We start from the raw sequence: 12,300 nt of genomic DNA, 5'->3' as shown, positions 1-12,300 counted from the left end.
GCCCCCGGCGGGGCGTTCCGGCCGGGTCGGCCGGACCGGCAGCCCGGTCAGTCCTCGAAGGAGACCAGGCGTTCCAGGACGGGCAGGGCCGCCATCAGGGTCCGCCGTTCCGGTTCGGTGAGTTCGGCGGTGCGGCGGGCCAGCAGTTCGGAGCGGCGGCGGCGGATGTGGGCCAGCAACGCGACGCCCTCCGGGGAGAGTTCGACCAGGACGGAGCGGCCGTCGCTGGGGTCGGGGACGCGGTTGACCATGCCGGACTCGACCAGCGAGGCGACGGTGCGGGTCATCGACGGGGCGGTGACCCGTTCCAGCGCGGCGAGTTCACCGAGCCGGACCGGGCCGTGCTGCTCGATCCGGGCCAGCGCGGACTGCTGGGCGAAGGTGAACTCCTGCCGGTCGGAGGCCCGCATCAGGTGCCGGTTGAGCCGGGCGATCACCAGGCGCAGCCGCGCCACCTCCGCCGGGTCGAGGCCGCCCTCGTTCTCCTGCGCCACTGTCGAACTCCCCTGTTCCGCCGTCTCGTTCACGTCACGCCGCGCCCCGGGAGACCGCGGCGTCCCCGTCCGGGACGGAGCTCGTCCCGTCCTCGGGGCCGTCGCCGACGGTACCGGTTCGGCGGCCGCGCAGCAGCGAGGCCAGGGCGGCGACCAGCGACATCGCGATGGCGAGCGAGAAGACCACCATCAGGCCGTCGTGGAACGGTCCGGAGATCAGGTGCGGGAAGAAGTCCCGTCCGGTGAGGGTCTGGGCGTTGGAGGCGGGCAGGCCGGAGAGCACCTGCGGGCCGAGCAGTTCGTGGATCGGGTTGTAGCCCAGGAAGGCCGCGAACAGCATGCCGACGGGCGGGAGTTGGGCCACCGCATGGGCGTCGGCCGCCGAGACGCCCTGTCCGGTGAGGCCGCCGGTGAGGGTCTGCGGGAGCGAGCCGGCCAGGCCGGCGACCATCAGCGAGAAGAAGATGCCGATGGACAGCACCATGCCGGCGTTCTGGAACGTCGCCCGCATGCCGGAGGCGGCGCCGCGGTCGGCGGCCGGGACGCTGGACATCACCAGCGCGGTGTTCGGGGCGGCGAACAGGCCGCCGCCGAGGCCGTTGAGGAACACCAGCAGGGCGAACCAGACGTACCCGAAGTCGGTGGGCAGGATCAGCAGTCCGGCGAACGAGGCCGCCATCACGACCAGGCCGCCGGCCGCGAACAGCCGGGCGCCGAAGCGGTCCGAGAGGTAGCCGGCGATCGGTCCGGCGGCCAGGAAGCCGATGGTCAGCGGCACCAGGTAGATGCCCGCCCACAGCGGGGTGTCCTCGTAGTCGTAGCCGTGCAGCGGCAGCCAGATGCCCTGCAGCCAGACGATCAGCATGAACTGCAGGCCGCCGCGGGCGATCGAGCCGAGCAGCGTCGCCAGGTTGCCGCCCGCGAACACCGGGTCGCGGAACAGGCGCAGCGGGAACATCGGTTCGGCGACCTTCGTCTCGATCACGCAGAACGCGATCAGGACGGCGGCGCCGCCGATCAGGCCGGCCAGCACCCAGGGGTTGGTCCAGCCCATGGTGTGGCCGCCGTACGGCTGGATGCCGTAGGTGATGCCGGCGAGCAGCGCGGTGAGGCCGACGGCGAAGGTGACGTTGCCCCACCAGTCGATCTTCCCGGGGCGGCGGACGCCGGTCTCGTGCAGCGAGCGGTAGGCCCAAACGGTGCCGATGATGCCGATCGGGACGTTGACCCAGAAGATCGAGCGCCAGTTCCACTCGGCGAGCACGCCGCCGAGGACGAGGCCGATGAAGGAGCCGGCGATCGCGGCGACCATGTTGACGCCGAGCGCCATGCCGCGCTGCCGGGCCGGGAAGGCGTCGGTGATGATGGCCGCGGAGTTGGCCATCAGCATGGCGCCGCCGACGGCCTGGATCACCCGCCAGCCGATCAGCCAGAGCGCGCCGCCGCCGCCGTCCATCGGGTCGAGCGAGAGGATCACCGAGGTGATGGTGAAGATCAGGAAGCCGGCGTTGTAGATCCGCACCCGCCCCCAGATGTCGCCGAGCCGCCCCAGCGTGACCACCAGCACCGCCGTGACCAGCATGTAGCCCATCAGCATCCACAGCAGGTAGCTGACGTTGCCCGGCTCCAGCGGGTTGAGGTGGATGCCGTTGAAGATCGCCGGCAGCGAGATCAGCACGATCGAGGAGTTGATCGTCGCGATCAGCATGCCGAGGGTGGTGTTGGAGAGCGCCACCCACTTGTAGCGCGGGTGGTCCGCGCCGATCCACCGTTTCTTCGTGTCCACGTCCGCCATCTCCTGCCGCCCCCTGGGAAGCCGTGATGATAGTTAGCTGATGTGAACTAAATTACTGCGCGGACCCCGGCCCCGGCCAGTCGTCCCGGATGGTGGACCGGAGCAAAGGTGGTGCGGGGAGCGGGAACTGACGGTCCGTCAGTAAAGCTTTGGTAAAGTCTCGAACCGGAAAACCGCTGGCGGGGCGGGCCTCCCCCGTGCTTCCATGACCTCCATGGTGTCTGCCGACCGTCTGCTCGCCTTCGCTGCCATGTCGTTCCTGCTGATCGTGATCCCCGGCCCGAGCGTGCTGTTCGTGATCGGGCGGGCGCTGGCGCAGGGGCGGCGCGCCGCGCTGACCACGGTCGCGGGCAACAGCACCGGCGCGTACGCCCTGGTCGTGGCCGTGGCGTTCGGGGTGGGCGCGGTGGTGGAGCGCTCGGTCCTGCTCTTCACGCTGCTCAAGCTGGCGGGGGCCGGCTACCTGGTGTTCCTCGGCGTCAGGGCGTGGCGCGAGCGCGGCTCGCTGCGGGCGGCGTTCAGCGAGGCGGGAGCCGCCCGGGGCGGCCTGCGGACGTTCTGGGAGGGGTTCACCGTCGGCGTGACCAACCCCAAGACCATCGTGTTCTTCGCCGCGGTGCTGCCGCAGTTCGTCGACCGCGACCAGGGCCGCGTCCCGGCGCAGATGCTGCTGCTGGGCCTGGTCTTCAACCTCATCGCCGTGGTGTCCGACATGGCCTGGGGCCTGGTCGCGGCCACCGCCCGCGGCTGGTTCGCCCGCTCGCCCCGGCGGCTCTCCCTGGTCGGCGGAGTCGGCGGGATCGCCATGATCGGCCTGGGCGTCACCGTCGCCGCGACGGGCCGCAAGGACTGACCCGCCCCACCCGGAATCCCGCCCCCCGGCGACCGGCGCGAACGCCGCCCGCGGCCCGGGGCGGCGCCACCGGATTCCGCCCGGCACCACGCAGGGCCCCCGGACACGGGAGGTGGGCGCCCGGCGGGTCGAGCGCCCCGCCTCCCGCACGAGGGCCTGGAAGGTCCTCAGCGGCTGGCGTCCCGGAGCCGGCGGCGTGCACCGCGCCCGAGGGGGCTCAGCGGTCTCCGCCGGGACGGTGCTCGCCGAGGACGAGTTCGCGCTCGACGGACGACCCGTCGCCCGGGACGGGGACGGAGCGGCCGCTGCGGGTGAAGCCGATCTTCCGGTAGAAGGCCTCGGCGCGCCGGTTGTCCTGGTGCACGTAGAGGCGGACGCGGGTGATCTCCGGCTCGTCGAGGCCGTGGGCGAACGCGATCGCCGCGTCGAACAGGGCCCGGGCCAGGCCGGTGCCGCGCTGCTCGGGGCGGACGAACACGCCGACCAGGTGGGCCTGGTCGACGTCGGTCGGGGCGCCGAGGGCGTCCGTCCGGCCGGCCCGCTCGATCAGCACCGTCACCGATCCGTCCCAGCCGCCGTCCGGCCGCTCGGCGACGAACTGCTGCACGATCGCCTCGCCGCGGGAGCCGGCCGCCCGCTCCTGCCAGTGCTCGTCCTGCCTGGCGGCGGCGCTGTCGTACGTGTCCAGGAAGGCGATCCCGGCGACCGGGTCCCGCAGGGCCGCCAGGCGCAGTTCCTTGACCCGGCGCCAGTCCTCGCCGGTCACGGCTCGTATCACGTGGTCCATGGACGGATCATTGGCGGGCGCGGGGGCCGGGGCAAGCGATTTTCGGACGACCCTGCGCTCCGCCCGCCCCGGATTGCGCGATCCGCCCACCCCGGGCCGGGCCGTCCGGCAGGATGGCGGCTCCTGGCATCCGGACGGGAGGCTCCGTGCGCACCCCCTACCACTCCTTCGACCTGGCCGAGTCCTCGCAGGACCCCGAGGTCCTGCGCCAACTGGCCGGATCGGAGTACCCGTTCGTCCGGCAGGCGGTGGCGGCCAACCCGCGTACCCGGGCCGACGCGCTGTTCGCCCTCGCCGCCCGCTGCCGCGAGGTCCCGGCCGAGCACGGCCCGTGGAACGACAACTTCCTGCTGGTCCTGCTGGCCGAGCATCCGGCGACGGACCGCCCCGCCCTGCGGGTCGTCCTGGACGCCACCGCCGCCCGCCTGGCGGCCGGCGCCCGCCCGTACGCCGCCGTGCTGGCCCTGGCGGAGCGCCCGGAGCTGCGGCCGGAGGAACTGCTGCCCCTCGGCCGCCTCCCCGGCGCCTCCGCCCGGCTGCGCGGCGGCCTGCGCCGGCCCTGGCCGCCCGGGCGGACGGCGGCTGACCGGGGCCGGTCAGCGGGGGCCCGGCCTCGCCGGACCGCTCAGGCGCGGCCGTGGAGCAGCTCAGGCGCGGCCGTGGAGCAGCACGGGCAGTTCGCGCGGGCCGTTGGAGATGAAGGACGGCAGGGGGCGCAGCTCGGCGGCGGGGACGGCGAGGGTGAGGCGGGGGAAGCGCTCGAAGAGGGCGGCGAGGGCGATCCGGGACTCCAGGCGGGCGAGTTCGGCGCCGAGGCAGTAGTGCACGCCGTGGCCGAAGGAGAGGTGGTCGCGGCGGGTGGCCCGGGTGTGGTCGTAGTGGGCGGCGTCCTCGCCGTGCAGGGCGGTGTCCCGGCCGGCGGTCAGGAAGTTGATCACCAGCAGGTCGCCGCGGGCGAAGGTGAGGCCGGTGGCCTCGTCGTGGATGTCCTCGACGGCGAAGCGCGCGAGGATGTTGGCGACCGCCGGCTGATGGCGCAGGGTCTCCTCGACGGCGTCGGGCCAGCGGGCCGGGTCGGCCTTCAGCTGCTCCAACTGGTCCGGGTGGCTGAGGAGTTGGATGACGGCGTTGCCGAGCAGGTTGACGGTGGTCTCGTGGCCGGCGCCGATCAACAGCAGCAGGTTGTCCAGGAGTTCGCGCTCGTCGAGGCCGGTGCTGGTCTCCTCGTCGCGGGCCTGGATGAGCACGGTGGTGACGTCCTCGCCGGGTTCCTTGCGCTTGGCCTCGGCCAGCAGGGCGAGTTGGGTGTAGACGGCCTCGGCGTTGCGGAGGGCCTGCTCGGGAGGGGTGCCGGTCTCGAAGAGGCGGCCGATGGTGGAGCGGAAGGCGCCGTGCATCTCCTCGGGCACGCCGAGCAGGGTGTTGACCACCATCAGCGGCAGCACCCAGGTGAACTCGGCCCGCAGGTCGACGACTTCGCCTTCGGGCCGCTCGGCGAGGCGGTCCAGCAGCCCGGCGGCGATCTGCTCGATCCCGGGGGCGAGGGCGCGGATGCGGCGGGTGGCGAAGGCGGGGCTGATCAGGCGGCGCAGCCGGGCGTGCTCCGGCCCGTACGCGGTGAGGGCGTTGCGGACGTCGGTCCACATCCGCAGCGACCAGTCGGCGGGCACCTCGCCCGCCAGGTCGGCGACCCAGTGCCGGGAGGCGTCCTTGGAGATCCGGGGGTCGGTGAGCAGCCGCCTGATCAGGGCGGGGTCGGTGACGGACCAGGCGGGGACGCCGCCGGGCAGTTCGATCGGCGCGGCCGGCCCGACCGCGCGCAGGGCGGCACTCTCGGCCTGCAGGTCGGCGCCCTCGGGGTCGAGCCGGTACGGGCAGCGCGTCGTGTCGTCCATCAAGTGGCCTCTCCGGTGCGGTTGTCGTCCGGGCAGGCCGCCGTCCCCCCGGACCGGTCTTTCCGGACTGTACCCGCCGCCTCCGACCACCGCGCCCGCTTTTCGGACACCGACCTCCCCGCCACCGGACCCGCCCCGCCCCGTCCCGTCCCGACCCGCCCGGGGCGGTCAGGCCCGCAGGTAGCGGGTGTAGCAGGCCGGGCCGACCGGTTCGGCCTGCGCGCAGCGGAAGTCGCCGACCGGTGCGCCCTCGGGGAACAGCCGGGCCCCGGTGCCGAGCACCACGGGGACGGTCAGCAGCCGGTACTCGTCGACCAGGTCGGCCTCGATCAGCCGGTGCACCACGCCGGTGCTGCCGGTGACGACCACGTCCCGGTCCTGCTCCTGCACGGCGCCGAGCAGGTCGCCCTCCAGCAGCCGGGAGTTGGCCCAGGCGGCGGTGTCGGCGGCGGTCAGGGTCCGGGAGGCGACCAGCTTGGCGGCGGCGTTCATCCGGGCGGAGAACTCGTCCGTCCGGTTCGGCCAGAGCCGGGAGAACAGCTGCCAGGTGCGGCGGCCCAGCAGCAGCACCCCCTCGTCCAACGTCCGGCCGAGGCGGAACTTGTCGCCGGAGACGTGCTCCCGGCCGTGCCGGAACATCCAGCCGCCCAGCGGTGTGCCGTCCGACCCGTCGGGGTCGGTGATCCGGCCGTCCAGGGTGGTGAACTCGATGACGATGACGCTCATGGCGGGGCTCCTGTGCTCCGGTGGCGGGCTCTTCCACCGGTACGTACCGGCGCCGGGCCCGGAACTCATCGCCGTCGCCGGAACGGATTCCCCGGGTGGCGGGGGCCGGGCCCGCCCCGGCACCGCCTACAGCCGCGGCGGCAGGTCGAAGAGGGCGAGCACGCCGGGGTCGGTGTACACGGTGTTGCGGGTGACCAGCCCGCCGGCGATCTCCAGCAGCTGGACGCTGTGCAGCCGGTGCCCGCCGCCGTCGGGGACGGGGGCGTACGCGGCGAACGCGCCCTGGCCGTTGGCACCGACGGCGCGGGTGCGCCAGCCGAAGCCGCCCCGGCCGGGGCCGCCCTGGCCGGGGCCGTCCGGACCTGCGCCGTACATGGCGTAGACCCGGTCCATGAACCGGCCGTAGTGCTCCGGTCCCCGGTACCACAGGGGCAGCGGCGGCATCTCCAGGATGGCGTCCTCGGCGAGCAGGCCGACCAGCGCGGGCACGTCGGCGGCCTCGAACGCGGCGAGGTAGCGGTCGACGACGGCCCGCTGCCCGGGCCCGTCCTGCTCCCGGACGCGTTCGGCGTCCGCGGCGCCGAGGGCGGCCCTGGCCCGCTGGAGGGCGCTGTTGACGGCGGGGACGGTGGTGTCGAGCTGGTCGGCGACCTCGGCGGCGCTGAACGCCAGCACCTCGCGCAGCACCAGGACGGCCCGCTGCCGGGCGGGCAGCAGCTGCACGGCCGCGACCCAGGCCAGCCGCAGTTCGGCCCGGGCCGCGACGTCGAGCCGGGCGTCCGGGAAGGGCTCCAGCCAGGGCACGTCCACGGCGGGGGCGAGCGGCGCGCCGGTGTCCCGGCTGGGCGCGCCGAGCCCGGCGGGCAGCGGGCGGCGGGTGCGCCCCTCCAGGGCGGTGAGGCAGGCGTTGGTGGCGATCCGGTACAGCCAGGTGCGCACCGAGGCGCGGGCGGGGTCGTAGCGGTCGCGCGCGTTCCAGGCCCGCAGCAGGGTCTCCTGGACGAGGTCCTCGGCGTCGTGGAAGGAGCCGGTCATCCGGTAGCAGTAGGCCGTCAGTTCCGGTCGGTGCGCGTCGAGTTCCACGGCGCCCATCCTGCCGCACCCGGGAACGCCGCCCGCACCCGGCCGGTGCGGAGCGGGCGGCCGGTGCGGAGCGGGCGGCGGGGTCGGCCCGGCTGTCAGGGGTACCGCCTAGGCTGGGTCCCGTGCCAATGATCATGGATCGTGACGGGGTGGCGGAGCAGCTGGAGCCGTTCCGCCGGGAGTTGACGGCGTACTGCTACCGGATGCTGGGCTCCGCCTTCGAGGCGGAGGACGCGGTGCAGGAGACGCTGGTCCGCGCCTGGTCGAAGTTCGACGGGTTCGAGGGCCGCTCCGCGCTGCGGACGTGGCTGTACCGGATCGCCACCAACGTGTGCCTGGACATGGCGCCGGCGCCGCAGCGCCGGGCCCGCCCGATGGACCTGACCTCGCCGTGCCCGGCGAACGCGCCGGACTTGGCCCAGCTGGAGGAGAACGTCTGGGTCGGCCCGGTGCCGGACGCGCGGGTGCTGTCGGGTGACCCGGCGGAGGTCGCGGTGGGCCGGGAGTCGATCCGGCTGGCGTTCGTGTCGGCGCTGCAGAAGCTGCCCGCCCGGCAGCGGGCGGTGCTGATCCTGCGCGAGGTGCTGGCCTGGTCGGCGGCGGAGACGGCGGAGCTGCTGGAGACCTCGGTGCCGTCGGTGAACAGCGCGCTGCAGCGGGCCCGGGCGACGATGGCGGCCCAGGGCCCGGCGGGTGACACCTTCGATCCGCTGGACGAGACGCAGCGCTCCCTGCTGTCCCGGTACGTCCAGGCGTTCGAGGCCTTCGACATCGAGGGGTTGAAGCGCCTGCTGCACGAGGACGCGGTGCTGAACATGCCGCCGTTCCAGATGTGGGTGCGGGGCGTGGTCGAGCTGGGCGAGTGGTGGCAGGGCGCGGGCTGCGGCTGCGCGGGGTCGCGGCTGCTGCCGGTGGAGGCCAACGGCATGCCGGCCTTCGCCCAGTACCGCCCGGCCGAGGACGGGCGGGGGTGGACGCCGTGGGGCATCACCCTGCTGGAGGTGGTCGACGGCCGGATCGCCACCATGACCAACCACATGGACGTGGAGCGGCTGTTCCCGCTGTGGGGCCTGCCGATGCGGCTGACCGCCGACCCGCGCGCCTGACGGCCCCGCGGCTCACTCCACGGGCAGCGCCTCGGCCAGCCCGGTGAGCCGCAGCAGCAGCCGCAGCCGGGGCCCGGCCCCGCGCAGCACCATCCGGTGGCCCGCCCGCCGCCCGGCCAGCGCCAGCCGCGCCAGCAGTTGCAGGTCGGCGGGGGCGGGCCGGTGCAGGTCGGCGACCAGCAGGGCGACGCGGACGGGGGACGCCCGGGCGGCGAGCAGCGCGGCCAGGCGCGGTTCCGGGTCGGGGTGCAGGGCGAGTTCCAGGGTCTCCATGCCGGTGCTGACCGCCCGGCGGCCCGGAACTCATCGGCGCGCCCGGCCCGGGATGCCGTCCCGGGGCGGGGTCAGACGTACTGCCACCAGGTGAAGGCCGTGGCGTAGGCCCGGCGCAGCGCTTCGCGGCCGGGGTGGCCGCGCCGGTGCTGGCGGACCAGCGCGGCGACGAACAGCAGCGCGGCGACGGCGAGCGCGCCCGCGGCGGCGGCCGGTCCGCCCAGGAGGCCGAGCAGGGCGGCGACGGCCACGGTCAGGGCCGCGCCGAGGTGGCCGTCCCGGGTCCGCGGCGGCGGCCCGGTCGGAGTGGCGAGGGCCGTGCCCAAGTCCCGCTCGTAGCGCTCCCGGGCCGCTGCCGGGTCGGCCGCGCGGCCCTCGGGCCAGTCCTGGACGCCCATGCCGGCCTCCCCTTCCTCCGTGCTCCGGAGCAGGATAGCGCCCGCTCAGGCGCGGGCGTCCGCCCGCTCGGCCCGGCACTCGGCCGCCCGCTCGCCCTCCCGCTCGGCCCGGCGCTCGGCCTGCCGTTCCTCCTCCCGTTCGGCCTCGCGTTCGGCCTCGCGTCGGGCGCCCCAGGAGGCGAGCAGCGGCAGGCGTTCCGCGGAGGGGGAGCCGGGTTCGGCGGTGTAGACGGTCAGGACGAGGTCGGGGTCGACGGTCAGCCGCATCACCTCGTAGGAGAGGGTGAGGTCGCCGACGGCGGGGTGGTGGAAGTGCTTGGTGCCGGTGCCGTGGTGGCGGACGTCGTGGGCGCCCCAGCGGACCCGGAACTCCTCGCTGCGGGTGGAGAGTTCGCCGACCAGGTCGTGCAGGTCCCGGTCGTGCGGGTTGCGGCCGGCCTCGGTGCGCAGGATGGCGACGGTGGTGTCGGCGTGCGCGTCCCAGTCGGGGTGGAAGCGGCGGGCGGCGGGGTCGAGGAACTGGAAGCGGGCCAGGTTGTCCTGGTTGCCGGGGTCCTCGTGCACCTGGTGGTAGAAGGCGCGGGCGAGCGGGTTGGCGGCGATCAGGTCGGCCCGGCCGTTGCGGACGAAGGCGGGGCCGCCGGTGATCGCGTCCAGGGTCCACTGCAGGCTGGGGTGCGGCTGCGGGGCCCGCCCCGGTGCGCGGCGCGGGCGGGTGAGCACGTCGGAGCCGTCGGCGGCGCGGGCCAGGTGGAACAGGTGGGAGCGTTCGGCGTCGTCGAGCCGCAGCGCCCGGGCGACGGCCTCCAGCACGGCGGCGGAGGCGCCGGAGAGGTGTCCGCGCTCCAGCCGCGCGTAGTACTCGGCGCTGACGTCGGCGAGCGCGGCGACCTCGCCGCGGCGCAGCCCGGGCACCCGGCGGCGCGGTCCGGCGGGCAGTCCGACCAGGTCGGGGGTGATCTTGGCGCGCCGCGAGGTCAGGAACTCGCGGACCTCCTGGCTGTTGTCCACGCCCCGACAGTACGCGTTCCCCGCCCGGCGCAGGGACGCACTGCCCGTACCCCTGCCGCCGGTGCGGTCCGGTGCGGTCCGGCGCGGCCGCTCAGACGAAGTAGCCGCCGTCGACGGGGAGCACGCTGCCGGTGATGAACGCGGCGGCGGGCGTGGCGAGGAAGACCACGGCGGCGGCGACCTCCTCGGGGCGGCCGTAGCGGCCCAACGCGTTGGCGGCGCGCTGGGCTTCGGCGTTGGGGCCGTCCTGGGGGTTCATCTCGGTGTCGGTGGAGCCGGGCTGCACCACGTTGACGGTGATGCCGCGGCCGGCGAGCTCCTGGGCGGCGGCGCGGCTCCAGGCGACGACGGCGGCCTTGGTGGCGGCGTAGTCGGCGAGCCCGGGCCGGCCGGGGCGGACGGCCAGGTTGGAGCCGATGGTGACGATCCGTCCGCCGTCGGGGAGCAGCCCGGCGGCGGCCCGGACGGCGGCCGTCACCCCGCCCACGTTGACGGCGTGCTGGCGGGCCAGGGCCTGCGGGTCCGCCTCCTCGGCGACCAGGCCGGGGGCGATCACCCCGGCGTTGTTGACCAGCACGTCCAGCCGTCCGAAGTCCCGGGCGACGGCGGCCACCAGGGCCTCGACCTGGGCGGTGTCGCCCTGGTCCGCCCGGTAGGCGGCGGCCCGCCGTCCGAGCGCCTCGATCCGCCGGACCACCTCCTCGGCGCGCCGGGCCGAGCCGCGGTGGCTGATCGCGACGTCGGCCCCGGCGGCGGCCAGCGCGAGGGCGGTGGCGGCGCCGATGCCGCGCGAGCCGCCGGTGACCAGGGCGGTGCGGCCGGCCAGCACGTTGGGCGCGAAGGTGGCGGTGGTCGGGTGCGTCATGTCGGGTCCCCTCCGAGATGGCTGTACCGCGACTTCTGTATCGTGCGGTACACATCGAGGACGCTACCATATCGATCGGTACAGAAATCGGTGCAGAAATCGCGGGCCACCGCCCGAACCTCCCGGAAGGCAGCGGCACATGACGGGCCGTCCACGCACGTTCGACCTCGACGACACCCTCGACCGCGCCGTGCGGGTGTTCTGGCGGCACGGCTACGAGGGCGCCGCGCTCTCCGACCTGACCGCCGCGATGGGCATCAACCGGCCCAGCCTGTACGCGGCGTACGGCAACAAGGCGGAGCTGTTCCGCCGCTGCCTGGAGCGCTACCACCACGGCCCCGCCCGGCACGTCCGGGAGTCGCTGGCCGAGCCCACCGCCCGGGCCGTCGCCGAGCACCTGCTGCGCGGCACCGTCGAGGTGGTCACCCGCGAGGAGGGGCCCGGCTGCCTGCTGGTGCACGGCACGCTGGCCACCGGGCCGGGCGCGGAGGGCGTGCGCGCCGAGAGCACCGCCCGGCGCACGGCGCACCGAGAGGCGCTGCACGCCCGCTTCGAACTGGCCGCCGCCGCGGGCGAGTTCCCGCCCGGCACCGACGCGGCCCTGCTGGCCGACCACCTCGTCACGCTGACCTACGGCCTCGCCGTCCGGGCCACCGAGGGCGCCCCGCCCGCGCAGTTGCACCGGATCGCCGCCCACGCCCTGCGGCACTGGCCGCACTGACCCGGCCGCGCCCGGGTCGGAGCAGGCGGGGAACAGGCCGGGGCGACAAGAGGATTTCCGGCCGATCGGGAAATCACCCGTTGGGTGGGAAGTCCGCCGTCCCGCTCGGCCCGCGCCCCGCCCGCCCCCACCATCGGGAACGTGGAACCCGCACCCGCCCCCACCCTCCGATCCGCCCCGCCGCCGCCCGTCCGACCGCTGCCCGCCCCGTCACCACCCGCCCCGCCGCTGCCCGCCTACCCGGTCCTGGTGGGCGGCGTCCCCGCCCCCGGCGAGGGCTGGGTGCACTGGCC

General features: G+C 75.1%; 13 protein-coding genes. 3 read left to right on the top strand and 10 right to left on the bottom strand.

Annotated elements, in window-relative coordinates:
* Positions 1 to 47 precede the first annotated feature (47 nt).
* On the bottom strand, positions 48 to 494 hold the full coding sequence (locus HUT16_RS35910; protein ID WP_254898163.1) for a MarR family winged helix-turn-helix transcriptional regulator: 447 nt from the start codon (positions 492 to 494) through the stop codon (positions 48 to 50).
* 34 nt (positions 495 to 528) lie between these two features.
* Positions 529 to 2,289, bottom strand: coding sequence for an MFS transporter (locus HUT16_RS35905; RefSeq protein ID WP_176192178.1), 1,761 nt, complete (start codon positions 2,287 to 2,289; stop codon positions 529 to 531).
* Between the two features lie 214 nt (positions 2,290 to 2,503).
* Here HUT16_RS35905 and HUT16_RS35900 point away from each other — a divergent pair, with 214 nt between their 5' ends.
* Positions 2,504 to 3,142 carry a LysE family translocator gene (locus HUT16_RS35900; RefSeq protein WP_176192177.1) on the top strand — a complete coding sequence of 213 codons (639 nt, stop codon included), beginning with the start codon at positions 2,504 to 2,506 and terminating at the stop codon, positions 3,140 to 3,142.
* Positions 3,143 to 3,359: 217 nt separating this feature from the next.
* On the opposite strand, the gene HUT16_RS35895 is transcribed toward HUT16_RS35900, so the two are convergent.
* The 4 genes from HUT16_RS35895 to HUT16_RS35880 all read right to left on the bottom strand — a co-directional run bounded on the left by HUT16_RS35895 (position 3,360) and on the right by HUT16_RS35880 (position 7,642).
* Positions 3,360 to 3,929 carry a GNAT family N-acetyltransferase gene (locus HUT16_RS35895; protein ID WP_176192176.1) on the bottom strand — a complete coding sequence of 190 codons (570 nt, stop codon included), beginning with the start codon at positions 3,927 to 3,929 and terminating at the stop codon, positions 3,360 to 3,362.
* A 647-nt stretch (positions 3,930 to 4,576) separates the two neighbouring features.
* Entirely contained in the window at positions 4,577 to 5,824 is a 1,248-nt protein-coding gene (locus HUT16_RS35890) for a cytochrome P450 (protein ID WP_176192175.1), read from the bottom strand.
* Positions 5,825 to 5,992: 168 nt separating this feature from the next.
* Positions 5,993 to 6,550: a dihydrofolate reductase family protein gene (locus HUT16_RS35885; protein ID WP_176192174.1), complete on the bottom strand. Its 558-nt coding sequence runs from the start codon at positions 6,548 to 6,550 to the stop codon at positions 5,993 to 5,995.
* A gap of 126 nt (positions 6,551 to 6,676) precedes the next feature.
* Positions 6,677 to 7,642 (bottom strand): RNA polymerase subunit sigma-70, encoded by a 966-nt coding sequence (locus HUT16_RS35880; RefSeq protein WP_176192173.1) that lies wholly within the window; start codon positions 7,640 to 7,642, stop codon positions 6,677 to 6,679.
* 119 nt (positions 7,643 to 7,761) lie between these two features.
* On the opposite strand from HUT16_RS35880, the gene HUT16_RS35875 reads away from it, so the two are divergent.
* Positions 7,762 to 8,739: a sigma-70 family RNA polymerase sigma factor gene (locus HUT16_RS35875; RefSeq protein ID WP_176192172.1), complete on the top strand. Its 978-nt coding sequence runs from the start codon at positions 7,762 to 7,764 to the stop codon at positions 8,737 to 8,739.
* 12 nt (positions 8,740 to 8,751) lie between these two features.
* Here HUT16_RS35875 and HUT16_RS35870 read toward each other — a convergent pair whose 3' ends face one another.
* The 4 genes from HUT16_RS35870 to HUT16_RS35855 form a co-directional block, all read right to left on the bottom strand.
* The gene (locus HUT16_RS35870) at positions 8,752 to 9,012 is read right to left on the bottom strand and encodes a hypothetical protein (RefSeq protein ID WP_176192171.1); all 261 of its coding nucleotides are present in this window, start codon (positions 9,010 to 9,012) and stop codon (positions 8,752 to 8,754) included.
* A 71-nt stretch (positions 9,013 to 9,083) separates the two neighbouring features.
* Positions 9,084 to 9,410, bottom strand: coding sequence for a hypothetical protein (locus HUT16_RS35865; protein WP_176192170.1), 327 nt, complete (start codon positions 9,408 to 9,410; stop codon positions 9,084 to 9,086).
* 45 nt (positions 9,411 to 9,455) lie between these two features.
* Positions 9,456 to 10,421 carry a helix-turn-helix domain-containing protein gene (locus HUT16_RS35860; RefSeq protein ID WP_176192169.1) on the bottom strand — a complete coding sequence of 322 codons (966 nt, stop codon included), beginning with the start codon at positions 10,419 to 10,421 and terminating at the stop codon, positions 9,456 to 9,458.
* A gap of 91 nt (positions 10,422 to 10,512) precedes the next feature.
* Positions 10,513 to 11,286, bottom strand: a complete 774-nt coding sequence (locus HUT16_RS35855) for an SDR family NAD(P)-dependent oxidoreductase (protein WP_176192168.1) — start codon at positions 11,284 to 11,286, stop codon at positions 10,513 to 10,515.
* A 139-nt stretch (positions 11,287 to 11,425) separates the two neighbouring features.
* Here HUT16_RS35855 and HUT16_RS35850 point away from each other — a divergent pair, with 139 nt between their 5' ends.
* Entirely contained in the window at positions 11,426 to 12,007 is a 582-nt protein-coding gene (locus tag HUT16_RS35850) for a TetR/AcrR family transcriptional regulator (protein ID WP_176192167.1), read from the top strand.
* Positions 12,008 to 12,300: the final 293 nt, after the last annotated feature.

This window comes from Kitasatospora sp. NA04385, assembly GCF_013364235.1.
Taxonomy (GTDB): domain Bacteria; phylum Actinomycetota; class Actinomycetes; order Streptomycetales; family Streptomycetaceae; genus Kitasatospora.
The sequence above is the reverse complement of the archived record's forward strand: the minus strand, read 5'-3'. Positions and strand labels throughout refer to the sequence as shown.

Coding starts and splice junctions, on each gene's coding strand:
- HUT16_RS35880 (WP_176192173.1), bottom strand. CDS start 7,642: ATGGGCGCCGTGGAACTCGACGCGCACCGACCGGAACTGACGGCCTAC.
- HUT16_RS35895 (WP_176192176.1), bottom strand. CDS start 3,929: ATGGACCACGTGATACGAGCCGTGACCGGCGAGGACTGGCGCCGGGTC.
- HUT16_RS35905 (WP_176192178.1), bottom strand. CDS start 2,289: ATGGCGGACGTGGACACGAAGAAACGGTGGATCGGCGCGGACCACCCG.
- HUT16_RS35875 (WP_176192172.1), top strand. CDS start 7,762: ATGATCATGGATCGTGACGGGGTGGCGGAGCAGCTGGAGCCGTTCCGC.
- HUT16_RS35885 (WP_176192174.1), bottom strand. CDS start 6,550: ATGAGCGTCATCGTCATCGAGTTCACCACCCTGGACGGCCGGATCACC.
- HUT16_RS35870 (WP_176192171.1), bottom strand. CDS start 9,012: ATGGAGACCCTGGAACTCGCCCTGCACCCCGACCCGGAACCGCGCCTG.
- HUT16_RS35850 (WP_176192167.1), top strand. CDS start 11,426: ATGACGGGCCGTCCACGCACGTTCGACCTCGACGACACCCTCGACCGC.
- HUT16_RS35890 (WP_176192175.1), bottom strand. CDS start 5,824: ATGGACGACACGACGCGCTGCCCGTACCGGCTCGACCCCGAGGGCGCC.
- HUT16_RS35855 (WP_176192168.1), bottom strand. CDS start 11,286: ATGACGCACCCGACCACCGCCACCTTCGCGCCCAACGTGCTGGCCGGC.
- HUT16_RS35865 (WP_176192170.1), bottom strand. CDS start 9,410: ATGGGCGTCCAGGACTGGCCCGAGGGCCGCGCGGCCGACCCGGCAGCG.
- HUT16_RS35900 (WP_176192177.1), top strand. CDS start 2,504: ATGGTGTCTGCCGACCGTCTGCTCGCCTTCGCTGCCATGTCGTTCCTG.